A 21,215-nucleotide genomic window follows, 5' to 3' on the forward strand; every position below is an offset into this window, starting at 1 on the left:
ACTGTTTTTCGCCATGACCGCCATTGAAACCGATCTTTTGCAATTGGCTTACCCTCCGCGGCTCGATCTGGGGCCGCAACTGACTCACGAACAATTGATGAGCTCCATGCAGGCCACTATGGCTCGGCATAAGGGAGGGCCGGTCTGGCTATTTGCTTATGGTTCGCTGATCTGGCGTCCTGAATGTTCGTCGACCGAGCGGGTGCGGGCGCGAGTCCACGGTTATCACCGCGGCCTGTACCTGTGGTCTCACGAGCACCGTGGCACGCCGGAATTGCCGGGGTTGGTGTTTGGCCTGGATCGCGGGGGTTCCTGCAGCGGGTTTGCCTACCGTTTGCCGGAAGACCAACTGGAAGCCTCGTTGTACGCCTTATGGCAGCGCGAAATGCCTTACCCCTCGTACCGGCCGCACTGGCTCAGTTGCCGCCTGGAAGATGGCAATCAGGTGCAGGCGCTGGGGTTTGTGTTGGAGCGGCATTTGCCCAGCTATGCCGGAAACTTGCCGGATATCGTACTCAATCATGTGCTGCAAAGCGCTTGCGGGCGTTACGGCACCACTCGCGATTATGTCGAGCAGACCGTGAACGCCCTGCGTAGCCACGCCATGCCAGATAAGAATCTGGAGGCGCGGCTCAAGCGTTGTACCAAGGATTGCTCAAGCGGTAGCTGATCGCGCTTCGCTGACGCTGTTGGTATGCCACAGCGTAGGAACCAGGAACGCGATGGCCAGCAGGCACGCGCCTACCAACAACACAAACCCACCGTTCCAGCCGAAATGGTCGACGGTGTAGCCCATGGCCGCGCTCGCCGCCACCGAGCCCCCCAGGTAACCGAACAGCCCGGTGAAACCCGCAGCGGTTCCCGCAGCTTTCTTCGGCGCCAGTTCGAGCGCCTGCAGGCCGATCAGCATGACCGGGCCGTAGATCAGGAAACCGATGGAAAACAGCGCGATCATGTCGATGGTCGGGTTGCCCGCTGGGTTGAGCCAGTAAACCAGGGTCGCCACGGTCACCAGCGCCATGAACACCACGCCGGTCAGGCCACGATTGCCACGGAAGATCTTGTCCGACATCCAGCCGCACAGCAGAGTACCGGGAATACCGGCCCACTCGTAGAAGAAGTACGCCCACGAGGTTTTGTCCACGTCGAAGTGCTTGGCTTCCTTGAGGTACGTCGGTGCCCAGTCCAATACGCCGTAGCGCAGCAGGTAGACAAACACGTTGGCGAAGGCGATGTACCACAGCATTTTGTTGCGCAGCACGTATTTGACGAAGATTTCCTTGGCGCTGAACTCTTCTTCGTGGCTGGCGCTGTAGCCTTCCGGGTAATCGTTCTTGTATTGCTCGATCGGTGGCAGGCCCACCGATTGCGGCGTGTCGCGCATGGTAATGAAGGCAAAGGCCGCCACCAGCAATGCCACGGTGGCCGGGACGTAGAACGCCGCGTGCCAGTCATTGAACCAGGCCATGCCCAGCAGGAACAGCGGGCCGATCAAACCGCCGCCGACGTTATGCGCCACGTTCCATACCGATACCACGCCGCCGCGTTCTTTCTGCGACCACCAGTGCACCATGGTCCGGCCACTGGGTGGCCAGCCCATGCCCTGGGCCCAGCCGTTGATGAACAGCAAAATGAACATCATGGTCACGCTGGACGTTGCCCAAGGTGCGAAACCGAAAATGAACATCACCCCCGCTGAGACCAGCAGGCCGAAGGTCAGGAAGTAGCGGGGGTTGGAGCGGTCGGACACCAGGCCCATCAGGAACTTGGACAGACCGTAGGCAATCGCGATCGCCGACATCGCCAGGCCCAGTTCGCCACGGGTGTAACCCTCGTCGATCAGGTAGGGCATGGCCAGCGAGAAGTTTTTACGCAGCAGGTAGTACCCGGCGTAACCGAAGAAGATACCGGCGAAGATCTGCCAGCGCAGCCGTCGGTAGGTACTGTCTATTTTTTCTTCAGGCAGGGGTGCCTGGTGTGCGGCAGGACGAAAGAAAGCAAACATTCAAGAGCTCCAAATTTCTTGTTTTGACTGCGGATGCGAATGTTACAGTTTCGTTACCGAAAATAGCATCGCCTCTTATCTGCAAACACAGGAAAACGGAGCGATTGCATGTTCTCTTACGAACATGTCGCTAATAGACAAGCGTGGGTCGTAATCTGCTTCTTAGAAATAATGCAGATCAAAATGTGGGAGGGGGCTTGCCCCCGATAACGGTGGGTCAGTCAATAAATACAGTGACTGACACCCTGCTATCGGGAGCAAGCCCCCTCCCACATTTGCCCGCATTTCAAGTTGATTAGCGGGTTTGGACGACCACTTTGCCCACTGCCTTGCGCTGCCCCAAGTCATTGATCGCCTGAGCCGCTTGCTCCAGCGGGTACACCTGCGACACCAACGGCTTCAACTTGCCCTCGCCATGCCAGGTGAACAATTGCTGGAAGTTCGCCGCATTGTCCTGTGGCTGGCGCTGGGCGAACGAGCCCCAGAACACCCCGACCACGGCCGCGCCCTTGAGCAGGGCCAGGTTCACCGGTAGTTCGGGAATGCGCCCACTGGCAAAACCCACCACCAGCAGGCGGCCGTTCCAGGCAATCGAGCGAATGGCCTGATCAAACAGATCGCCGCCCACCGGGTCGTAAATCACATCGACGCCGTTACCGTTGGTCAGGCGTTTGATTTCTTCCTTGAGGCTCGCCTCGCTGTAGTTGATCAGCTCATCGGCGCCGGCGGCCTTGGCCACGGCCAGTTTTTCGGCGCTGCTGGCGGCGGCGATCACGCGGGCGCCCATGGCCTTGCCGATCTCCACGGCCGCCAGGCCCACGCCACCGGAGGCACCGAGCACCAGCAGGGTTTCACCGGGTTGCAGGTGGGCGCGTTGTTTCAGGGCGTGCATCGAGGTGCCGTAGGTCATGCTGAATGCGGCGGCGGTGTTGAAATCCATGCTCGGTGGAATCGGCAGCACGTTGTAGCCCGGCACAGCGACCTGCTCGGCAAAGCTGCCCCAGCCCGTCAGCGCCATGACCCGGTCACCGACTTTCAAGTGGCTGACGTTTTCACCGACCGCACTGATGACGCCTGCCGCTTCGCCACCCGGCGAGAATGGGAAGGGCGGCTTGAACTGATATTTACCCTCGATGATCAAGGTGTCCGGAAAGTTCACCCCGGCAGCGTGCACGTCCAGCAGGACTTCGTTCTTCTTGAGCGCCGGGCTCTCGATCTCTTCCAGCACCAGGGTTTCGGCGGGGCCGAAGGCTTTGCACAGCACAGCTTTCATCGGACTATTCCTTTTGGCGTCGTGGCCGATAAGTGTAGGAGGGTACGCCGGTGGGTCAACGAGCATGCCCGGGCCTGATAAGCCGCCATAAGCTTGTGCTCAGCCTTGCTAGCGTTATGCTACCGGGCAACCGAATGTGAGGATTGAACTGTGAAAGCGTGGATTCTGTTGATGCTGGCCCTGACCTTGCCGATGGCGGCCCAGGCCGAAGAAGCCAAAGAAGGCGAGGCGCCGAAGGTCAGCTATATCAGCCTGACGCCGCCGTTCGTGGGCAACTACGGCCTGGACGGTACGGCGAAACTCAAGGTGTACAAGGCCGACATCGCGCTGCGTGTGACCGGGCCTGAAGCCGCTGCTGCGGTCAAAGCCAACGATGCATTGATCCGTAACCAATTGGTGGCGCTGTTCACCCAGCAGACCACTGAGGCCATGAGCACGGTCGAAGGCAAAGAGAAACTGCGCCAGGAAGCCTTGAAGCAGACCCAGCAAGTCATGAATGACGAAACCGGTAAGCCGATGGTGGAAGACCTGTTGTTCAACAACCTGATCATCCAGTAAGTCGCTGCGCGATTATCGGGAGCAAGCCCCCTCCCACATTTGATCGGGTGTGGGAGGGGGCTTGCCCCCGATGACGGCGGTACAGGCGCCTCAGGAGGCCAGGCTTTTACGAAACCTGGCCAACGCCACCGCAAAGAACACCAGCCCGATTCCCGCCAGTGCCAACAGGTCCGGCCACACCACGCTCACGCCGGCATCCCTGAACAGGATCGCCGCACTGAGGCTCACAAAGTGCGTTGACGGCGAGCCCTGCATCACCCACTGCAACCATTCGGGCATGCTGTCCAGCGGCGTGCTGCCACCGGAGAGCAGCAGCATCGGGATGATCACCGGGATCGCCAGCAAGCCGAACTGGGGCGTCGAGCGGGCGAGGGTGGCGAGAAAAATCCCCAGGGCGGTGCTGGCAAACAGGTACAGCGCCGTGACCAGCAGGAACAGGCTCAGGGAACCGGCCAGCGGCACACCGAGCAGGCCCTTGACCACCCATTCCACGGACAGCCAGGTACACAGCACCACCACCAGCATGTTGCTCCAGATTTTCGCCAGCATGATTTCCAGAGCGGTCAGTGGCAGCACCAGCAAATGGTCGAGGGTGCCGTGTTCGCGCTCACGCAGCAGCGCGGTGCCGGTCAATACGATGGCGAGGATGGTGATGTTGTTGACGATCTGGATCACCGCCAGGAACCAGCCACCTTCCAGGTTGGTGTTGAATAATGCGCGCGTGGTCAGCTGCGCCGGTGCCTTGCCGGCGGCATTGGCCTGGTCGCTGTAGCGCTGCAATTCACGCTGGAAAATCCTGCCGATATAGCCTGCGCCCATGAATGCCTGGCTCATCGCCGTGGCGTCGACGTTCACTTGGATGTCCGGTTGGCGACCCGCCAACAGGTCCGACTGGAAGTTGGCCGGCACATTGATCACAAAGGTATACGCGCCGCTATCCATGACCTTGTCCAACTGATCGTAGGCCAACGGCACAGGCGGCTGAAACTCGGGCGGCTGCAACGCTTCGGCCATCTGCCGCGAGAGCGCGCTGTGGTCCTCATCGACAATGGCCACGCTGGCGTTATGCACACCGATCACCGAACCGGCGGCGGGCATGTAGATGGCCACCGTGAAGGCGTAGAACAGAAACAACAGCAGCACGCTGTCGTGGCGCAGGCTGGTCAGTTCCTTGATCCCCAGGCGCAGGATATGCGCGAACCTGTGCATCAGGCCTCCTGCTTCTTGAGCATGATCAGGCTCAACCCGGTGAACCCGACGAAAAACCCGAACAGCGCCAGGCATTGCGGCCACAACTGGCGCAGGTCCAGGGCCTTGGTGAAGGTGCCTACGGCGATGTCCAGGAAGTGTCCCGCCGGGAACAGCGTGCCCATCAGCGCGGCCGCGCCTTCCAGGGACGAACGCGGCACGATCAGCCCGGAAAACTGGATGGTCGGCAGGCTGGTGATAATCATGGTGCCGAGGATCGCCGCGATCTGGGTGCGGGTGAACGCAGAAATCAGCAGACCCATGCTGGTGGTGGCCAGCACATACAACAAACCGCCGAATGCCAGGGCCACACCGCTGCCCTTGAAGGGCACGCCGAACAGCCAACGGTTCATCGCCACCAGCAGCGCCAGGTTGACCAGGCTGACGGCCAGGTACGGTGCCTGCTTGCCCAGCAGGAACTCCAGGCGCGTCAGGGGCGTGGCATAGAAGTTGGTGATCGAGCCCAATTCTTTTTCGCGCACAATGCCCAGGGCCGTGAGCATGGCCGGGATAAACGCCAGAATCAGTGCCATCACCCCTGGGCCGATGGCATTGACGCTGACCACGTCCTGGTTGTAGCGAAAGCGCGTTTCCAGCTTGGCCGCGGCCTGGTTACCCCGGGGCAGGCTGCTCAGTTCGGCCAACTGTTGGAGATTGCCCAGGTGCACCGCCTCTACATAGTTGCGGCTGGTTTCTGCACGAAACGGCATGCCGCCATCGAGCCAGGCGGCCACCGTGGGCTGACGCCCGGCATAGAGGTCGCGGCCAAAACCGGGTGGGATCTCCAGGGCCAGTTTGATTTGCGAGCGTTGCAGGCGCCGGTGCAGTTCGTTGGCGTCGTGAATCGGCGCTTGTTCGGCGAAGTAGCGCGAGCTGCGAAAGGCTTCCAGGTAGGCGCGACTTTGTGGGCTCTGATCCTGGTCATAGACGGCGAAGGCGAGGTTTTCCACGTCCAGGGAAATGCCGTAGCCGAAGATCACCATCATGAACATCGCCCCGAGCAGGGCGAAGGCCATGCGCACTTTGTCGCGCAGCAACTCCTTGCCTTCGCGGCTGGCCACGGCCAACAGCCGGGCCAGGCTGAAACCGCGCTTGCTGACGGGCGGCGCGCCGGCTTCGCTGACGGTGGCGCTGGGCGCAGTGGGTTCCGGCCCACCTTGGGCCTGCTCCAGGCAGGTGACGAAGGCCGCTTCGAGGGTGTCGCCGTGGAACTGCTGTTGCAGTGCCTGCGGTGTGTCACAGGCCAGCACTTTACCCGCGTGCATCAGGGAAATACGGTCGCAGCGCTGGGCTTCGTTCATGAAGTGGGTGGACAGGAAGATCGTCACGCCCTGCTCCCGGGACAGCTCGATCAGCAGCCGCCAGAAGTCATCCCGGGCGGCCGGGTCGACGCCCGAGGTCGGTTCATCGAGGATCAGCACTTCAGGGCGATGCAGCACCGCCACGGCCAGCGACAAACGCTGGCGCAGGCCGAGGGGTAATTCGCCGGAAGGTTGCTCGGCCACCTCCCCCAGGTCGAAGCGCTGGATCAGTTCATCAATGCGTGGGCCGCTGTCGGCCTTGGGCAAGTCGAACAATTGCGCATGAAGCAACAGGTTTTGCCGCACGCTGAGTTCGCCGTACAGCGAGAAGCTTTGCGACATGAACCCCACGCGCTTGCGGGTCGCCAGGTCCTTGGCGTTCACCGGGTTGCCCAGCAGCGTCGCGCTGCCTTCGGTGGCCGGCATTAGCCCGGTGAGCACTTTCATGGTGGTGGTCTTGCCGCAGCCGTTGGAGCCGAGGAAGCCAAAAATCTCGCCACGACCGATGGCGAAACTGACTTTATCGACGGCAGTGAAGTCACCGAAGCGCAGGGTCAGGTCGTGGGCTTCGATGGCGATTGCGGCGTTGTCGCCTGCACGCGATGGAATCACCAGCGGCTGGTTGTCGTGGGCGCTGTGACCCTGGAAGTGAGTGAACGCATCGTCCAGTTTGCCGCTGGGCGTGGCGGCGGCCAGCTCGCGGCTCAGGCCATCCGCAATCAGCTTGCCGCGATCAAGCATCAGGCAGTGTTCGAACTGCTCGGCTTCCTCCATGTAGGCCGTGGCCACCAGCAGTGTCAGTTGTGGGCGTTCGCTGCGTACGGTTTCAACCAGTTCCCAGAAGCGTCGGCGTGACAGTGGGTCGACGCCCGTCGTGGGTTCGTCGAGGATCAACACGTCCGGGTCATGGATCAGCGCGCAACACAGGCCTAGCTTTTGTTTCATGCCGCCGGAGAGTTTACCGGCGGGGCGCTCGGCGAAGCGTGCGAGGTCGGTGGCCAGCAGCAGGTTGTGCATGCGCTGTTCGCAATCGGCTTGCGACAGGCCGAACAGCGTGGCGAAGAAGCGGATGTTTTCGTTGATGGACAGCTCGGGGTACAGGTTGCCGCCCAAGCCCTGGGGCATGAAGGCGATGCGCGGGTACAGGCTGTTACGGTGGCGGCGGTCTTCGATGGAGCCGCCGAGTACTTCCAGTTGGCCTTCCTGGAGTTTTTTGACTCCGGCGATCAACCCCAGCAGGCTCGATTTGCCGGCACCATCCGGGCCGATCAACCCGCAGCGGGTGCCGGCGGGCAGGCTGAAGGCGATGTTGACCAGTGCCGGTTGCTTGCCGTAGCGGTGGTTGATCCCCGTGGCATGCAGCGCCAGGCCGGTCATTGCAGATTGGCCGGCCAGGCGATGTCAGCGGTGCGCACATAGCCGGCACCGGGCATGCCTGGTTTGGCTTGGGGCACGGCACTGGGTTGGGTCAGGCGCAATTTGACGCGAAACACCAGCTTCTGGCGTTCGTCACGGGTTTCCACCTCTTTGGGGGTGAACTGGGATTTGGCGGCAACAAAGCTGATGGTTGCCGGCAGCGGTTGCTGAGGGAGGGCGTCGAGCACGATGCGTGCGTCACTGCCGACGGTCAGGCGCCCGGTGACGGAGGCGGGCAGGTACAGGTTCATGTACTGATCATTCGGATCGATCAGCAACAACACGCGTCCACCCGCGCCAAGCACTTCGCCAGGTTCGGCCAGGCGGAGCTGAATAATCCCGTCGATGGGCGCGCGCAGGCTGCTGTCGTCAATCTCGCTGGTGAGCTGGGCGACTTGGGCCTCGGCGGCGCCGATGGCGGCCTTCACTGAGTTGACCTGGGCTTGTGCGGCAATCACGGCAGCATTGCCGGTGTTTTGGCGCGCCTGCTGTTGGTCGATCAACTGGCTGCTGGCGAAGCCCCGCTTGTACAGCTCCTGGGTACGCTTGAGTTCCTGGTTGGCCAGCAGTTGCTCGCTTTGGCGCAATTGCACGTTGGCCTCGGCGGCCGCGAAGTTTTCCTTGGCGCGCAGTACTTCGGCTTCGGCCTGGGCGCGTTGGGCTTCAAGGGTGCGTGTATCCATGCGCGCCAGGAGTTGGCCTTTGAGCACTTTGTCGCCTTCATCCACCCGCACTTCGGCCAGGCGTCCGGGGATCTTGGCGGCGATCTGCACTTCGGTGGATTCCAGGCGACCGTTGCCCATGCTCAAGCCGGCGGGCAAGCGGTCCTGGGTGGAGCGTCAGTAACCGAAGCTACCGGCACCGATCAGCAGGGCTATCAGTGCGCTGGCAAACAGGCGCGACAGAGTGTGGTTCGTTGACATGGCTGCATCCTGCGGCATTAACGTCCTAGTGTGACCGGTGTGCCCTGGCGAGGACTTGATGCCGGTCAGTTAAAGCAGATTGATCACGGCGGCCCATTGCTCAGGCGTGACGGCCATCACTGAAAGCCGGCTGCCTTTTTGCACCAATGGCAGTTCGGCAAGAGCCGCTTGCTGTTTCAGGTAACCGAGGCTCAGTACTTTGGGAAAGGTTTTCACGTGAGCGACGTTGATGGCGCTCCACGGATTTTTTTCCGCGCTGGCCTTGGCGTCGAAATAGTGGCTTTCCGGTTCCAGTGCCGTCGGGTCCGTATACGCCGCTTCGATGATTTTGCCGATGCCGGCAATGCCCGGCTCGGGGCAACTGGAGTGGTAGAAGAAAAACTCATCGCCCACGGCCATGGCTCGTAGGAAGTTTCGCGCCTGATAGTTGCGCACCCCGTCCCAGCGGGCTTCGCCGAGCTTTTCCAGGCCGTTGATGGAGAGTTCATCGGGCTCGGATTTCATCAGCCAATAGGCCATTTTTAGGCTCCTGAAAAAGGCATTGGGCAAGTTGTCAGGCAATTCCATGACAAACCGACAGTCGGTTGGCGTCAAGGTTTGCGTGTTGGTTCACGTTACCGCAGAATGCCGCCTTTTAAAGCTTGACGCAGCTGCAACGGACTACTTTGGAACGTTGTTGTCATCGTGTACGAGGTGCCTGAAGGGGGGCAGTCGATGCAACGTAAACCGGATTTACTATGGATTTTGGTTATTTTGTTTGGTCTGGGCGTCGTGACCACGGGATATGCCCAGAGCCTGTGGTCGAACAAGACCGATGCGCCGATTGAATTGGCTCAGCAGCAACCGTTCAAGCGTTAACCCTTCCTTTCAAGGCGTCGCTGTTTGCAGCGGCGCTTGCGCGACATACCACTGCCTATCGGTGACGGTGCCCGCCAGCGGCACATCCCAGCTTGCCTGCGTCAGGCGATCGACTTTCTGACATTCGTGGGCCAGCCCCAACAGCGTCGGCTTGCGCCAGCTCTGACGGCGCGACAGGTAAGCCAGGCTGCGATCATAAAACCCACCGCCCATGCCCAGGCGCCCGCCCACATCATCGAACCCCACCAGCGGTAACAGCACCAGATCCAGCGCCCAGACCTGGCGTTGGCGGTTGGCATTCACTTGCGGTTCAAGAATGCGAAAGCGATTAGGCGACAACTTATCCCCAGGCCGCACACGCTGGAACACCATTTTGGTCCGTGGCCAGGCGCTGAGTACCGGTAGATAGGTAGCCTTGCCCCGACGCTGAGCGGCGCGCAAGAGCAAGCGCGGATCGATTTCGCCGTCTGTCGGTAGATACAAGGAGATATGCCTGGCCCGGCGAAACAGCGGATGCTGTGCCAGTTGCCGATACAAGCCATGGGCGGCCTTGCGCTGCTCGCTCGGCGATAGTTCGCGGCGGGCCTTGCGCAACATGCGTCGAAGTTGCGGACGGGAAAGCGGCGCAGGTTCGGTCATGGTTTTTCGGCTCATAAAACAATGCCAGTCCTGAGACTGGCATTGAGTTTGGGAATTCAGGCTCCCCGACAGAGCCGCTGTCGACTTAGCCCTTGAACCCGAAAGTTCAAGGTGGAAGAAGCAGTAGGCTTTAAGGCTTTCCGTCTAGCGGACATGCACACCAGCCCAACGTGCAACTTCCAGGGTAGTGCGAATCGGCTCAGGGACATCGCCGACTGGCAAACACGCCAGGGAGTGGGGCGAGTATACCTTAAACCGAGGCGTCAATCAGCCCTTGGGTGCGTCCGAATCGCTGGAAAGCACCAGATCAACGCGTTCCAGCAGGTCACGCACCTGCTCACGCGTCGACCCGCTGGCCTGTACGTCAGGCCGTTCCTGCTTATGCAGCAAGTCGTGGGTAATATTCAGCGCGGCCATCACCGCGATACGGTCGGCACCGATCACTTTGCCGCTGCTGCGGATCTCACGCATCTTGCCATCCAGGTAACGGGCGGCGCTCACCAGGTTATTGCGCTCTTCCTGGGGGCAAATGATCGAATATTCTTTATCGAGGATCTGCACGGTTACGCTATTGCTTGAACTCATGAGTCTTGCTCCAGGGCCTTCAGGCGCGAAATCATCGATTCGACCTTACGCCGGGCGATTTCGTTTTTTTCAATGAGGTGAGCGCGTTCCTCGCGCCAGGTCTTTTCCTGAGCTAATAGGAGTCCGTTTTGACTCTTAAGTTGCTCGACCCGATCAATTAGCAGTTCGAGTCTGGCCATCAGCGCTTGCAGGTCGGTGTCTTCCATTGGGTTCCACTGGATTTGTCTGATGAATGGCAACTTCAGGATAAACGATCTGACGCCCTCGATAGTCTTGGTACGTCTGCCGGTGCTAGGATACAGCGCTTCATTCTAGACATTGCGCCGGCTGGCGCCTAGCTCACCATGCCTATTCAGAACTCCCCGTATGATGCTTTTTCCAAACTGCTGAGCACCAGCGGTCATCCTTGCTCGCCTGCCGAACTGCACGGTGTGCTGGTGGGCCGCAGCTGCACAGGTGTCGGCTTTGACGCGGACAATTGGCTGGCCGATGTGGCCGAGCTGCTGGAGAAAGAGCCAGAAGATAACGTGCGCAACGCGCTGATCGGCCTGCAGGAAATGGTCAAGGGCGAGCTGACGGGAGACGATGTCACCGTGGTGCTGCTGCTGCCGACCGACGACGCGCCACTCACCGAGCGCGCTGCAGCGCTGGGCCAATGGTGCCAAGGCTTCCTCCACGGTTTTGGCGTCAACGCCGCCGGCCTGGAGTTGAGCACCGACGCCAAGGAAGTGCTGCAGGACCTGGCAGCCATCTCCCAGGTGCAAGACGCCCTGGAAGAGTCCGAAGACGGTGAAAGCGACTATATGGAAGTGATGGAATACCTGCGCGTCGCACCGCTGCTGCTGTTCACCGAGACCCGCAAGTCCGCTGAGCCGGCTGCCCCCAAGCCTTCGCTGCATTAAGAAAGGACGCCCATCTGCCCATGATTCATATCCCCAGAGCGGAATACGCCCGGCGCCGCAAGGCGCTGATGGCGCAGATGGAACCCAACAGCATCGCGATCCTGCCGGCCGCCGCCGTGGCGATCCGCAACCGTGATGTCGAACACATATACCGCCAGGACAGCGACTTCCAGTACTTGAGCGGCTTCCCCGAGCCTGAAGCGGTGATTGTGCTGATGCCCGGTCGCCTGCACGGCGAGTACGTGCTGTTCTGCCGCGAGCGCAATGCCGAACGCGAATTGTGGGACGGCCTGCGCGCCGGCACCGAAGGCGCAGTGCGTGACTTTGGCGCCGACGACGCCTTTCCCATTACCGATATCGACGACATCCTGCCCGGCCTGATCGAAGGCCGCGACCGGGTGTATTCGGCCATGGGCAGCAACGCCGAGTTCGACCGGCACCTGATGGAGTGGATCAACGTGATCCGCTCCAAAGCGCACCTGGGCGCGCAGCCGCCGAACGAATTTGTTGCCCTGGATCATCTGCTCCACGACATGCGCCTGTATAAATCGGCGGCAGAAGTTAAGGTGATGCGTGAGGCTGCACGTATCTCCTGTGCGGCCCACGTGAAGGCGATGCAGGCCAGTCGCGCCGGCTTGTATGAGTTCAGCCTGGAAGCCGAGCTGGATTACGAGTTCCGCAAGGGTGGTGCCAAGATGCCGGCCTATGGCTCCATCGTCGCCGCCGGGCGCAACAGCTGCATCCTGCATTACCAGCGCAATGACGCACTGCTCAAGGACGGTGACCTGGTGCTGATCGACGCCGGTTGCGAAATCGACTGCTATGCCAGTGACATCACCCGCACCTGGCCGGTCAACGGCAAGTTTTCGCCCGAGCAAAAGGCGATCTACGAAATTGTGCTGGCCTCCCAGGAAGCCGCCTTTGCCGAGATCGCGCCGAACAAGCATTGGAACCAGGCCCATGAGGCGACGGTGCGCGTCATCACTACGGGGCTGGTGGACCTGGGGTTGTTACAGGGCGATGTCGATGAACTGATCGCCAGCGAGGCCTACCGCGCGTTCTACATGCATCGCGCCGGCCATTGGCTGGGCATGGATGTGCACGATGTGGGCGAATACAGGGTGGGCGGTGAATGGCGTGTGCTGGAAGTCGGCATGGCATTGACCGTGGAGCCGGGGATTTATATCGCGCCGGACAACCAGAACGTGGCAAAGAAGTGGCGTGGCATTGGCGTACGCATCGAGGACGACGTGGTAGTGACCAAGCAAGGCTGTGAAATCCTGACCGGCGGCGTACCCAAGACCGTCGCTGACATCGAAGCGTTGATGGCGGCTGCCCGATGAGCCGCGTCAACCTGGCGATTATCGGTGGCGGCCTGGTAGGTGCCAGCCTGGCGCTGGCCCTGCAGGCCGGGGCCAAGGCACGGGGCTGGAAGATCGTGCTGATCGAGCCGTTCGCCCCCGGTGACACTTACCAACCCAGCTATGACGCGCGTTCATCGGCGCTGTCGTTTGGTGCCCGGCAGATTTATCAGCGCCTGGGCCTGTGGCAGCAAATCTCCCGACGCGCCGAGCCGATCAAGCAGATTCACGTGTCGGACCGTGGTCGTTTCTCCACCGCGCGGTTGTCCGCGTTGGAGGAGGGCGTGCCTGCCCTGGGTTACGTGGTGGAAAACGCCTGGCTCGGCCAATGCCTGTGGCAAGGTCTGGACAAAGACGTGATCAGCTGGCGCTGCCCGGCGGAAGTGACCCGCCTGGAGCCGCTGCCCGACGGCTATCGCCTGACGCTTAACGATGAGACCGTGCTGGAATGCGACCTGGCGGTGCTGGCCGACGGTGGTCGCTCCGGTTTGCGCGAGCAACTGGGCATCGGGGTCAAAACCCGCCCCTACAACCAGAGCGCCTTGATCGCCAACATCACGCCGAGCGAAGCTCACAACGGCGAGGCCTTCGAACGCTTCACCGATGAAGGCCCGATGGCCCTGCTGCCGTTGCCGGACAACCGTTGCGCACTGGTCTGGACGCGGCTTGGCATGGACGCCCAGCGCTTGGCCAACCTCGACGAGCGCAGTTTCCTGAGCGAGCTGCAGGGCGTGTTCGGCTATCGCCTGGGCACCCTCAAGCAAGTCGGCGCCCGTCACCTGTACCCGTTGACGTTGGTGGAGGCCGAAGAGCAGGTACGTTCGCACCTGGTCATCCTCGGTAATGCCGCCCACAGCCTGCACCCGATCGCCGGGCAAGGGTTCAACCTGTCCCTGCGCGATGCCAGTGCCCTGGCCGAGGCGTTGTTGGCCGGGCCGGCGATACCGGGTGACCTGGCGACCCTGCAGCGCTATCGCGAGCGCCAGCGCCTGGACCAGAACCTGACCGTGGGCTTCTCCGACCAGGTCACGCGTTTGTTTGGCAGCGCACAACCGGTAGTGGCCTTGGGCCGCAACCTCGGGCTGCTGGGGCTGGATCTACTGCCACCGGCCAAACGCTGGTTCGCCCGCCAGGCCATGGGGCTGGGCACGCGTCCCGATGTTTGAACCGGCCCACTTCTTTATTCGCGGCCTGTGCCGCACACGAGACAAGGCTTAAAGCATGGACATGCGCGCAGATGTGCTGATTGTCGGGGCCGGAATGGTCGGAAGCGCGCTCGCGCTGGCGTTGCAGGGCAGTGGCCTGCAGGTGCTGTTGCTCGACGGCAGCCCGCTGAGTGTCAAGCCGTTCGACCTTGAGGCGGCCTTCGAGCCTCGCGTGAGCGCGTTGTCGGCCGCCAGCCAGCGCATTCTCGAGCGACTTGGCGTGTGGGAAGGCATCGTCGAACGGCGTGCCAGCCCTTACGGCGAGATGCAGGTGTGGGATGGCAGCGGTACGGGGCAGATCCACTTTTCGGCGGCCAGCGTGCACGCTGACGTACTGGGGCATATCGTCGAGAACCGCGTGGTTCAGGATGCCTTGCTCGACCGGCTGCATGACTGCGACCTGGGCCTGTTGGCCAATGCGCGCCTGGAACAGATGCGCCGCTCCGGCGATGACTGGCTGCTGACCCTGGCCGACGGCCGCACGTTGCGTGCGCCACTGGTGATCGCCGCCGATGGCGCCAACTCTGCCGTGCGCCGCCTGACCGGCACGCCGACCCGTGAATGGGATTACCTGCATAACGCCATCGTCACCAGCGTGCGCAGCAGCCAATCGCATCAGCGCACGGCGTGGCAGCGATTTACCGATACCGGACCGCTGGCGTTCCTGCCCTTGGTGCGTGATGGGCAGGAGGATTGGTGTTCGATCGTCTGGTCAACGACGCCGGCTGAGTCTGAACGCCTGATGGCGCTGGATGATGAAGGCTTCTGCCGTGAGCTGGAGCGTGCCTTTGAAGGGCGTCTCGGCACGGTGGTCAGCGCCGACCCACGTGTCTGCGTGCCGTTGCGCCAGCGTCATGCCAAGCGCTACGTAGCCGAAGGCCTGGCATTGATCGGCGACGCGGCCCATGTGATCCACCCGCTGGCGGGGCAGGGCGTGAACCTGGGGTTTCTCGATGCAGCGGTGCTGGCCGAAGTGTTGTTGTCGGCCGCCGAGCGTGGTGAGCGTCTGGCGGACGTGAAGGTACTCAGTCGTTACGAGCGTCGGCGTATGCCGCATAACCTCGCGCTGATGGCGGCGATGGAAGGGTTTGAGCGGTTGTTCCAGGCCGACCAGTTGCCGTTGCGCTGGCTGCGTAATGCAGGCTTGAAAATGGTCGATCAGATGCCTGAGGCCAAGGCGGTGTTTGTGCGCCAGGCTTTGGGATTGAGCGGAGATCTGCCGGAGCTGGCCAGGCCCTGAGGCCGATGTGCAACATCTGGTAACGCCTCCGCTGAGCGCTACCAAATGTGAGTCCTTATCATTTGCCCTCTTTTTGCAAATGAGAGACCGCACCCATGTCGGCACCCAAGCGCCTCCTGACTGCCCTGGCACTCACCCTCATCGGCAGTACCACCGTGCAGGCCGCCGACGAAGTCGTGGTCTACTCCTCGCGCATCGACGAGCTGATCAAGCCGGTGTTCGACGCCTACACCCAGAAGACCGGTGTGCAGGTGAAGTTCATCACCGACAAGGAGGCTCCGTTGATGCAGCGCATCAAGGCCGAAGGTGAAAATGCCACCGCCGACCTGCTGCTCACCGTCGATGCCGGCAACCTCTGGCAGGCTGAGCAAATGGGCATCCTGCAACCGTTCACTTCCCCGGTGATCGATAAGAACATTCCCCTGCAATACCGCTCGTCCAAGCACACCTGGACCGGCTTGAGCCTGCGCGCGCGGACCATCGCCTATTCCACCGACCGGGTAAAGCCGGGCGACCTCACCACCTACGAAGCCCTGGCCGACAAGCAGTGGGAAGGCCGCCTGTGCCTGCGCACGGCGAAGAAGGTCTATAACCAGTCGCTGACCGCCACGTTGATCGAAACCCATGGCGCGGCCAAGACCGAAGAAATCGTCAAGGGCTGGGTCAACAACCTGTCCACCGACGTGTTCTCCGATGACATTGCCGTGCTCGAAGCCATCAACGCCGGGCAGTGCGACGTGGGTATCGTCAACACCTACTACTACGGCCGCCTGCATAAACAGAACCCGAACCTGGCGGTGAAACTGTTCTGGCCGAACCAGGGCGACCGTGGCGTGCATGTGAACTTGTCGGGCATCGGCCTGACCCAGCATGCTCCCCACCCGGAAGCGGCCAAGGCGCTGGTGGAATGGATGACCACGCCCGAGGCTCAGCAGATCTTTGCGGATGTGAACCAGGAATTCCCGGCCAACCCGGCGGTGCCACCTTCGGCCGAAGTGGCGACCTGGGGCAAATTCGTGGCGGACACCCTGCCGGTTGAAGTGGCGGGCAAGCGTCAGGCCGAGGCCATTCGGTTGATGGATCGCGCCGGCTGGAACTGAACGGCATCGCAGTTGCAAATGTGAGAGGGGGTGCCCCCTCCCACATCGAACTGCGGTGATGGCATGCAATTTATTGACTGAGCACTGATTTTGGCCCACCCCGCCCAACGCCGCTGGTACCTGCCGGTCTTCACCGTAGCGGCGCTGGTGCTGCTACCGCTGAGCGTGCTGCTGTTGTCCTGGCAAAGCATCGACCCGCAGATCTGGTCCCACCTCTGGGAAACCCAGATGCCACGCCTGCTGGGCAATACCTTGACCTTGGTGCTGGGCGTGGGTGTTGGCGTGACGCTGCTGGGTGTCAGCCTCGCGTGGTTGACCAGCCTGTGTGAATTCCCCGGACGCCGCTGGCTCGACTGGGCGCTGATGCTGCCCTTTGCGATTCCCGCCTACGTGCTGGCCTTTGTGTTTGTCGGCCTGCTGGACTTCGCAGGCCCGTTGCAAACGCTGTTGCGTGAGTGGTTCGGCGCGGGCTTGCGCCTGCCACGGGTGCGTTCCACCAGCGGTGTGGTTATCGTGCTGGTGCTTGTGTTCTACCCGTATGTCTACCTGCTGGCGCGCACCGCGTTTCTCGCCCAAGGCAAAGGCTTGATGGAGGCCGCGCGCGTGTTGGGGCAGTCGCCGTGGCAAGCGTTCTGGCGCGTGGCGTTGCCCATGGCCAGGCCGGCGATTGGCGCCGGCGTCGCCTTGGCCCTGATGGAGACACTGGCGGATTTTGGCGCGGTATCGGTGTTCAATTTCGACACCTTCACCACCGCGATCTACAAGACCTGGTATGGATTTTTCAGCCTGTCCAGCGCGGCACAGCTTGCCAGCTTGTTGTTGCTGGTCGTCATGTTGGTGCTCTACGGCGAACGGCGCGCCCGTGGCGCGAGTCGACCGAGCAACGAGCGGCCGCGGGGCAAGGCACTGTATCAGCTGCACGGGTTCAAGGCTCTGGCGGCCAGCGGCTGGTGCATGCTGGTGTTCGCCTGCGCGTTTGTGATTCCGATGCTGCAACTGATTGCCTGGTTCTGGCAGCGAGGCCGGTTCGACCTGGATGAGCGCTACGCCGGGCTGATTGTTCACACGCTCTACCTGGGGGGCATTGCGGCGCTGATAACGGTCAGCGTGGCGTTGATCCTGGCCTTCGCTAACCGTCTGGCACCGACACGAACGATTCGCTCCGGCATCAGCCTGGCCAATGTCGGCTATGCCTTGCCGGGCTCGGTACTGGCGGTGTCGATCATGCTCGCGTTCAGTTATCTGGACCGCGAGCTGGTGGTGCCGCTGTCGGGCTGGTTGGGTGGCGCGGGCAAGCCGCTGTTGCTGGGTAGTTTGTCGGCGTTGGTGTTGGCGTATCTGGTGCGATTCCTGGCGGTGGCCTACGGGCCGTTGGAAAGCAGCCTGGCGCGAATACGCCCATCGTTGCCGGAAGCGTCGCGCAGTCTTGGCGTCGGTGGCCCGCGACTGTTTTTCAAAGTGTATCTGCCGTTATTGCTGCCCGGGGCGTTGAGCGCAGCACTGCTGGTGTTCGTGGATGTCCTCAAGGAAATGCCCGCTACCTTGCTGATGCGCCCGTTCGGCTGGGATACCTTGGCGGTGCGCATCTTTGAAATGACCAGCGAGGGCGAATGGGCACGGGCCTCCTTGCCGGCACTGACGCTGGTACTGGTCGGCCTTTTGCCGGTGATTGGGCTGATCCGCAGGTCTGCGAGGCAAATCGGTTAGGTGTCAGTACTCCGGCTTGCGGCTACAATGCGCGGCATTCGGTGCGCTTCGTCTTTCGGAGCGGGTCGCTGGACGTGGCTGCGGGCCTTGTAATTCAAGGCGTTCAGGCGCGAATAGCTGCTCCGCGCACCTTCGCCAAGCCCGGAAGGAGAAACCCATGGGACAGCGTACGCCTCTGTATGACCTGCATCTCGCCCTCGGCGCGAAAATGGTCGATTTTGGCGGTTGGGATATGCCTCTGCATTACGGTTCGCAAGTTGAAGAACACCACCAGGTGCGACGCGACTGCGGGGTGTTCGATGTATCCCATATGACCGTGATCGATGTCACAGGCCGTCAGGCCAAGGAATGGCTTCAGTATTTACTGGCCAATGATGTGGATCGTTTGCACGGCAGCGGCCGTGCGTTGTACAGCGCCATGCTCAACGAGCAGGGCGGGGTGGTCGACGACATGATCGTCTACCGCACCGAAACCGGTTACCGGCTGGTGGTCAATGCCGCCACCCGCGACCAGGACATGGCGTGGATGCAGGCGCAGTTGGGGCATTTTTCGGTGCAGCTGCAAGAGCGGTCCGAGTTGGCCATGCTGGCTATCCAAGGCCCGCATGCCCGGCAGAAAATCGCCGAACTGGTGACCCAGTCCCGCAGCAACCTGATCCACCAGCTCAAGCCCTTTGAGGGCCAGGCCGACGGCGACTGGTTTATTGCCCGCACGGGTTATACCGGCGAAGACGGCCTGGAGATTGTCCTGCCTGCCGATCAGGCTCCGGGCTTTTTCAACGACCTGGTCGGCGCCGGCATTTCACCCATCGGTCTTGGCGCCCGCGATACGTTGCGCCTGGAAGCCGGTATGAACCTGTATGGCCAGGATATTCACCAGGACGTTTCACCGCTCGCGGCCAATATGGCGTGGAGCATTGCCTGGGAGCCTGTCGAGCGCAATTTCATCGGCCGTGCGGCACTGGAGGCGGAAAAAGCCGCAGGTGTGCAGTTCAAACTGGTCGGGCTGGTGCTGGAGGAACGCGGGGTTTTGCGCGCTCATCAAGTGGTTCGTATCGCCAATGTTGGCGAAGGAGAGATCACCAGTGGTAGTTTCTCTCCTACGCTGAGTAAATCCATTGCCTTGGCGCGTGTACCGACGGCCACCGCCGATCGGGCCGAAGTGGAAATCCGCGGCAAGTGGTACCCGGTTCGAGTGGTCAAGCCGACCTTCGTGCGCCATGGCAAAACCTTGATCTAACCTATTTCCGGCAGGCCGAAGGCCGCTGACATTTCTTCTTGAGGACACAGACTATGAGCGATATCCCTGCCGAACTGCGTTTTGCCGAAAGCCACGAATGGGCCCGTCTGGAAGCTGACGGCACGGTGACCGTCGGGATCTCTGACCATGCTCAGGAAGCGCTGGGTGATGTGGTGTTCGTTGAGCTGACGGAAGTCGGCAACGTGTTTGCCGCAGAGGCCCAGGCGGGGGTGGTCGAGTCGGTGAAAGCGGCTTCGGATATCTACTCGCCGATTGCTGGCGAAGTGATTGCGGTCAACGAAGAGCTGAGTGCCAGCCCTGAATTGTTGAACTCCGATCCTTACGGCGCCTGGATCTTCAAGCTCAAGCCAAGCAACCCGGCTGACCTGGAAAAACTGCTGGATGCCGCCGGCTACAAGGCCGCCATCGGCGAGTGATGCTGCCGCTGGAGCCGGGCAACCCGGCTCCAGCGACGCTTTTCAGCGCTGCAATACCGCTTTTACAGCAGCTACAGACCGCTCGACATCCGCCTCTGTCATCGCCGTGAACATCGGCAACGACACGATCAAACGTCCAACACGCTCGGCTACCGGGAACATGCCTTCCTTGAACCCCTGTGCCCGATACAGGCTCAGCAGGTGGATCGGTGGATAGTGATAGCCAATGCCGACGCCGTGGGCCTGCATCTGCTCCATGAATGTCGCACGTGCCGGCAGGCCGTCCTGGCGTTCAGGCAGCACGAGTTGGAACAGGTGCCAGTTGCTGTTTTCGAAATCCGCGGGTGGCAGTTGTGCGCCGTATTTATCTTCAAAATCGCTGCCGAAGCATTTGAAGTAGTGTCGTGCCAGGTTCTGGCGATGGGCGGTGATCTTCTCGATATGAGCGAACTGCCCAAGGCCGATGGCGGCGGCGATGTCGGTCATGTTGAACTTGCCGCCCAACACGTCGACGTCCAGGCCATCGAAACCTGTACGCGTCACGCCCTGCAGGCGATATTTTTCTGCCAGGCGCGCTTCCTCGGCGTTGTTCAACACCAGGCAACCGCCTTCAGAAGAGGTGATGTTTTTGTTGGCCTGGAAGCTGAACGACACGAAGTCACCGGTAGCGCCGATACGTTCGCCGTCCCAGCTGGAACCCAACGCCTGAGCGGCGTCTTCGATAATGCGCAGATTGTACTTGTTGGCCAGCGCATAAAGCATTGGCATGTCCAGGGGCAGGCCCGCCAGGAACACCGGGATGATCGCCTTGGTGCGCGGGGTAATTGCGGCTTCTACCTGAGCCAGGTCGATATTGCGGGTGACCGAGTCGATATCGGCAAACACCGGCTTGGCGCCCACTTCCAGGATCACGTTGGCTGTGGCGACCCAGGAGATCGGAGTGGTGATGACTTCATCGCCAGCACCGATACCGGCGATGCGCAAGGCGATCTCCATGGTGCAGGTGCCCGAGTTGAAAGTGCGCACCGGGCGCCCACCAAAGTACTCCGATAGCTGAGCTTCGAATGCCTGCACCTTCGGCCCGCTGGTAATCCAGCCGGAGCGCAATACATCGCCGACTGCCGCGATGGTGGCTTCATCAATGGTAGGTTTGGAGAACGGCAGAAAAGGCTGTTGGCTCATGACGAAGAAGGCATCCGTTTCAGGTAAACGATGAA

The 21,215-nt window shown here is 61.4% G+C and carries 20 protein-coding genes, 1 other RNA gene and 1 pseudogene; 11 read left to right on the forward strand and 11 right to left on the reverse strand.

What is annotated here, in order from left to right; genetic code table 11:
• Positions 1–13: 13 nt before the first annotated feature.
• Positions 14–670, forward strand: a complete 657-nt coding sequence (locus DK870_RS27595) for a gamma-glutamylcyclotransferase (RefSeq protein WP_060753575.1) — start codon at positions 14–16, stop codon at positions 668–670.
• Here the strand turns inward: DK870_RS27595 and glpT are convergent.
• Positions 656–2,005, reverse strand: a complete 1,350-nt coding sequence (gene glpT / locus DK870_RS27600; RefSeq protein WP_060753574.1) for a glycerol-3-phosphate transporter — start codon at positions 2,003–2,005, stop codon at positions 656–658. The two genes, DK870_RS27595 and glpT, sit on opposite strands and share 15 nt — an antisense overlap.
• Before the next feature lie 295 nt (positions 2,006–2,300).
• The gene (locus DK870_RS27605; protein WP_161550265.1) at positions 2,301–3,278 is read right to left on the reverse strand and encodes an NADPH:quinone oxidoreductase family protein; all 978 of its coding nucleotides are present in this window, start codon (positions 3,276–3,278) and stop codon (positions 2,301–2,303) included.
• Between the two features lie 150 nt (positions 3,279–3,428).
• Here DK870_RS27605 and DK870_RS27610 point away from each other — a divergent pair, with 150 nt between their 5' ends.
• Entirely contained in the window at positions 3,429–3,836 is a 408-nt protein-coding gene (locus DK870_RS27610; RefSeq protein ID WP_161550266.1) for a flagellar basal body-associated protein FliL, read from the forward strand.
• Positions 3,837–3,926: 90 nt separating this feature from the next.
• Here the strand turns inward: DK870_RS27610 and DK870_RS27615 are convergent, their stop codons facing one another.
• The 4 genes and pseudogenes from DK870_RS27615 to DK870_RS27630 all read right to left on the reverse strand — a co-directional run bounded on the left by DK870_RS27615 (position 3,927) and on the right by DK870_RS27630 (position 9,243).
• On the reverse strand, positions 3,927–5,045 hold the full coding sequence (locus tag DK870_RS27615; protein WP_090368062.1) for an ABC transporter permease: 1,119 nt from the start codon (positions 5,043–5,045) through the stop codon (positions 3,927–3,929).
• Positions 5,045–7,762, reverse strand: a complete 2,718-nt coding sequence (rbbA, locus tag DK870_RS27620) for a ribosome-associated ATPase/putative transporter RbbA (protein ID WP_161550267.1) — start codon at positions 7,760–7,762, stop codon at positions 5,045–5,047. Before rbbA ends, DK870_RS27615 begins: the two co-directional genes overlap by 1 nt.
• Positions 7,759–8,724, reverse strand: a pseudogene (locus tag DK870_RS27625) (HlyD family secretion protein). Before DK870_RS27625 ends, rbbA begins: the two are co-directional and overlap by 4 nt.
• Positions 8,725–8,793: 69 nt before the next feature.
• On the reverse strand, positions 8,794–9,243 hold the full coding sequence (locus DK870_RS27630; RefSeq protein WP_060753568.1) for an EVE domain-containing protein: 450 nt from the start codon (positions 9,241–9,243) through the stop codon (positions 8,794–8,796).
• A gap of 195 nt (positions 9,244–9,438) precedes the next feature.
• On the opposite strand from DK870_RS27630, the gene DK870_RS29475 reads away from it, so the two are divergent.
• Complete coding sequence (locus tag DK870_RS29475; RefSeq protein ID WP_090368070.1) at positions 9,439–9,582, forward strand: hypothetical protein; 144 nt, start codon at positions 9,439–9,441, stop codon at positions 9,580–9,582.
• 9 nt (positions 9,583–9,591) lie between these two features.
• Here the strand turns inward: DK870_RS29475 and DK870_RS27635 are convergent, their stop codons facing one another.
• The 4 genes from DK870_RS27635 to DK870_RS27650 all read right to left on the reverse strand — a co-directional run bounded on the left by DK870_RS27635 (position 9,592) and on the right by DK870_RS27650 (position 11,012).
• Positions 9,592–10,221: a 5-formyltetrahydrofolate cyclo-ligase gene (locus DK870_RS27635; RefSeq protein WP_161550278.1), complete on the reverse strand. Its 630-nt coding sequence runs from the start codon at positions 10,219–10,221 to the stop codon at positions 9,592–9,594.
• 58 nt (positions 10,222–10,279) lie between these two features.
• Positions 10,280–10,458, reverse strand: a non-coding RNA gene (gene ssrS, locus DK870_RS27640) — 6S RNA.
• Positions 10,459–10,488: 30 nt separating this feature from the next.
• Positions 10,489–10,806 carry a cell division protein ZapA gene (locus DK870_RS27645; RefSeq protein ID WP_003176812.1) on the reverse strand — a complete coding sequence of 106 codons (318 nt, stop codon included), beginning with the start codon at positions 10,804–10,806 and terminating at the stop codon, positions 10,489–10,491.
• Complete coding sequence (locus DK870_RS27650) at positions 10,803–11,012, reverse strand: TIGR02449 family protein (RefSeq protein WP_003177365.1); 210 nt, start codon at positions 11,010–11,012, stop codon at positions 10,803–10,805. Before DK870_RS27650 ends, DK870_RS27645 begins: the two co-directional genes overlap by 4 nt.
• Positions 11,013–11,150: 138 nt before the next feature.
• Here DK870_RS27650 and DK870_RS27655 point away from each other — a divergent pair, with 138 nt between their 5' ends.
• The 8 genes from DK870_RS27655 to gcvH all read left to right on the forward strand — a co-directional run bounded on the left by DK870_RS27655 (position 11,151) and on the right by gcvH (position 19,998).
• Positions 11,151–11,708, forward strand: a complete 558-nt coding sequence (locus DK870_RS27655) for a YecA family protein (RefSeq protein ID WP_060753566.1) — start codon at positions 11,151–11,153, stop codon at positions 11,706–11,708.
• Between the two features lie 20 nt (positions 11,709–11,728).
• Positions 11,729–13,051 carry a Xaa-Pro aminopeptidase gene (gene pepP, locus DK870_RS27660; RefSeq protein ID WP_060753565.1) on the forward strand — a complete coding sequence of 441 codons (1,323 nt, stop codon included), beginning with the start codon at positions 11,729–11,731 and terminating at the stop codon, positions 13,049–13,051.
• Positions 13,048–14,235, forward strand: a complete 1,188-nt coding sequence (gene ubiH, locus DK870_RS27665) for a 2-octaprenyl-6-methoxyphenyl hydroxylase (RefSeq protein ID WP_060753564.1) — start codon at positions 13,048–13,050, stop codon at positions 14,233–14,235. The genes pepP and ubiH overlap by 4 nt, the downstream gene beginning before the upstream one ends.
• Before the next feature lie 61 nt (positions 14,236–14,296).
• Positions 14,297–15,514 carry a 2-octaprenyl-3-methyl-6-methoxy-1,4-benzoquinol hydroxylase gene (locus DK870_RS27670; protein ID WP_162843548.1) on the forward strand — a complete coding sequence of 406 codons (1,218 nt, stop codon included), beginning with the start codon at positions 14,297–14,299 and terminating at the stop codon, positions 15,512–15,514.
• Positions 15,515–15,609: 95 nt separating this feature from the next.
• Positions 15,610–16,614 carry an extracellular solute-binding protein gene (locus DK870_RS27675; RefSeq protein ID WP_161550268.1) on the forward strand — a complete coding sequence of 335 codons (1,005 nt, stop codon included), beginning with the start codon at positions 15,610–15,612 and terminating at the stop codon, positions 16,612–16,614.
• A 90-nt stretch (positions 16,615–16,704) separates the two neighbouring features.
• Positions 16,705–18,321, forward strand: a complete 1,617-nt coding sequence (locus tag DK870_RS27680) for an iron ABC transporter permease (RefSeq protein ID WP_161550269.1) — start codon at positions 16,705–16,707, stop codon at positions 18,319–18,321.
• Positions 18,322–18,478: 157 nt separating this feature from the next.
• Complete coding sequence (gcvT, locus tag DK870_RS27685) at positions 18,479–19,561, forward strand: glycine cleavage system aminomethyltransferase GcvT (RefSeq protein ID WP_161550270.1); 1,083 nt, start codon at positions 18,479–18,481, stop codon at positions 19,559–19,561.
• Positions 19,562–19,614: 53 nt separating this feature from the next.
• A complete protein-coding gene (gcvH, locus tag DK870_RS27690) occupies positions 19,615–19,998 on the forward strand; it encodes a glycine cleavage system protein GcvH (RefSeq protein ID WP_060753559.1) in 384 nt (127 codons plus the stop codon).
• A gap of 42 nt (positions 19,999–20,040) precedes the next feature.
• On the opposite strand, the gene DK870_RS27695 is transcribed toward gcvH, so the two are convergent.
• Positions 20,041–21,180 (reverse strand): DegT/DnrJ/EryC1/StrS aminotransferase family protein, encoded by a 1,140-nt coding sequence (locus DK870_RS27695; protein WP_161550271.1) that lies wholly within the window; start codon positions 21,178–21,180, stop codon positions 20,041–20,043.
• Positions 21,181–21,215 lie beyond the last annotated feature (35 nt).

Origin of the sequence: Pseudomonas sp. Q1, from assembly GCF_009935975.1 — a bacterium.
GTDB classification, from domain to species: Bacteria; Pseudomonadota; Gammaproteobacteria; order Pseudomonadales; family Pseudomonadaceae; genus Aquipseudomonas; species Aquipseudomonas palleroniana.

What these genes read in the sequence shown, in the direction of transcription:
- glpT (WP_060753574.1), bottom strand. Translation starts at nt 2,005, where the DNA reads ATGTTTGCTTTCTTTCGTCCTGCCGCACACCAGGCACCCCTGCCTGAA.
- DK870_RS27670 (WP_162843548.1), top strand. Translation starts at nt 14,297, where the DNA reads ATGCGCGCAGATGTGCTGATTGTCGGGGCCGGAATGGTCGGAAGCGCG.
- DK870_RS27645 (WP_003176812.1), bottom strand. Translation starts at nt 10,806, where the DNA reads ATGAGTTCAAGCAATAGCGTAACCGTGCAGATCCTCGATAAAGAATAT.
- DK870_RS27650 (WP_003177365.1), bottom strand. Translation starts at nt 11,012, where the DNA reads ATGGAAGACACCGACCTGCAAGCGCTGATGGCCAGACTCGAACTGCTA.
- DK870_RS27635 (WP_161550278.1), bottom strand. Translation starts at nt 10,221, where the DNA reads ATGACCGAACCTGCGCCGCTTTCCCGTCCGCAACTTCGACGCATGTTG.
- gcvH (WP_060753559.1), top strand. Translation starts at nt 19,615, where the DNA reads ATGAGCGATATCCCTGCCGAACTGCGTTTTGCCGAAAGCCACGAATGG.
- rbbA (WP_161550267.1), bottom strand. Translation starts at nt 7,762, where the DNA reads ATGACCGGCCTGGCGCTGCATGCCACGGGGATCAACCACCGCTACGGC.
- DK870_RS27615 (WP_090368062.1), bottom strand. Translation starts at nt 5,045, where the DNA reads ATGCACAGGTTCGCGCATATCCTGCGCCTGGGGATCAAGGAACTGACC.
- DK870_RS27675 (WP_161550268.1), top strand. Translation starts at nt 15,610, where the DNA reads ATGTCGGCACCCAAGCGCCTCCTGACTGCCCTGGCACTCACCCTCATC.
- DK870_RS27595 (WP_060753575.1), top strand. Translation starts at nt 14, where the DNA reads ATGACCGCCATTGAAACCGATCTTTTGCAATTGGCTTACCCTCCGCGG.
- DK870_RS29475 (WP_090368070.1), top strand. Translation starts at nt 9,439, where the DNA reads ATGCAACGTAAACCGGATTTACTATGGATTTTGGTTATTTTGTTTGGT.
- DK870_RS27605 (WP_161550265.1), bottom strand. Translation starts at nt 3,278, where the DNA reads ATGAAAGCTGTGCTGTGCAAAGCCTTCGGCCCCGCCGAAACCCTGGTG.
- pepP (WP_060753565.1), top strand. Translation starts at nt 11,729, where the DNA reads ATGATTCATATCCCCAGAGCGGAATACGCCCGGCGCCGCAAGGCGCTG.
- ubiH (WP_060753564.1), top strand. Translation starts at nt 13,048, where the DNA reads ATGAGCCGCGTCAACCTGGCGATTATCGGTGGCGGCCTGGTAGGTGCC.
- DK870_RS27695 (WP_161550271.1), bottom strand. Translation starts at nt 21,180, where the DNA reads ATGAGCCAACAGCCTTTTCTGCCGTTCTCCAAACCTACCATTGATGAA.
- DK870_RS27630 (WP_060753568.1), bottom strand. Translation starts at nt 9,243, where the DNA reads ATGGCCTATTGGCTGATGAAATCCGAGCCCGATGAACTCTCCATCAAC.
- gcvT (WP_161550270.1), top strand. Translation starts at nt 18,479, where the DNA reads ATGGGACAGCGTACGCCTCTGTATGACCTGCATCTCGCCCTCGGCGCG.
- DK870_RS27655 (WP_060753566.1), top strand. Translation starts at nt 11,151, where the DNA reads ATGCCTATTCAGAACTCCCCGTATGATGCTTTTTCCAAACTGCTGAGC.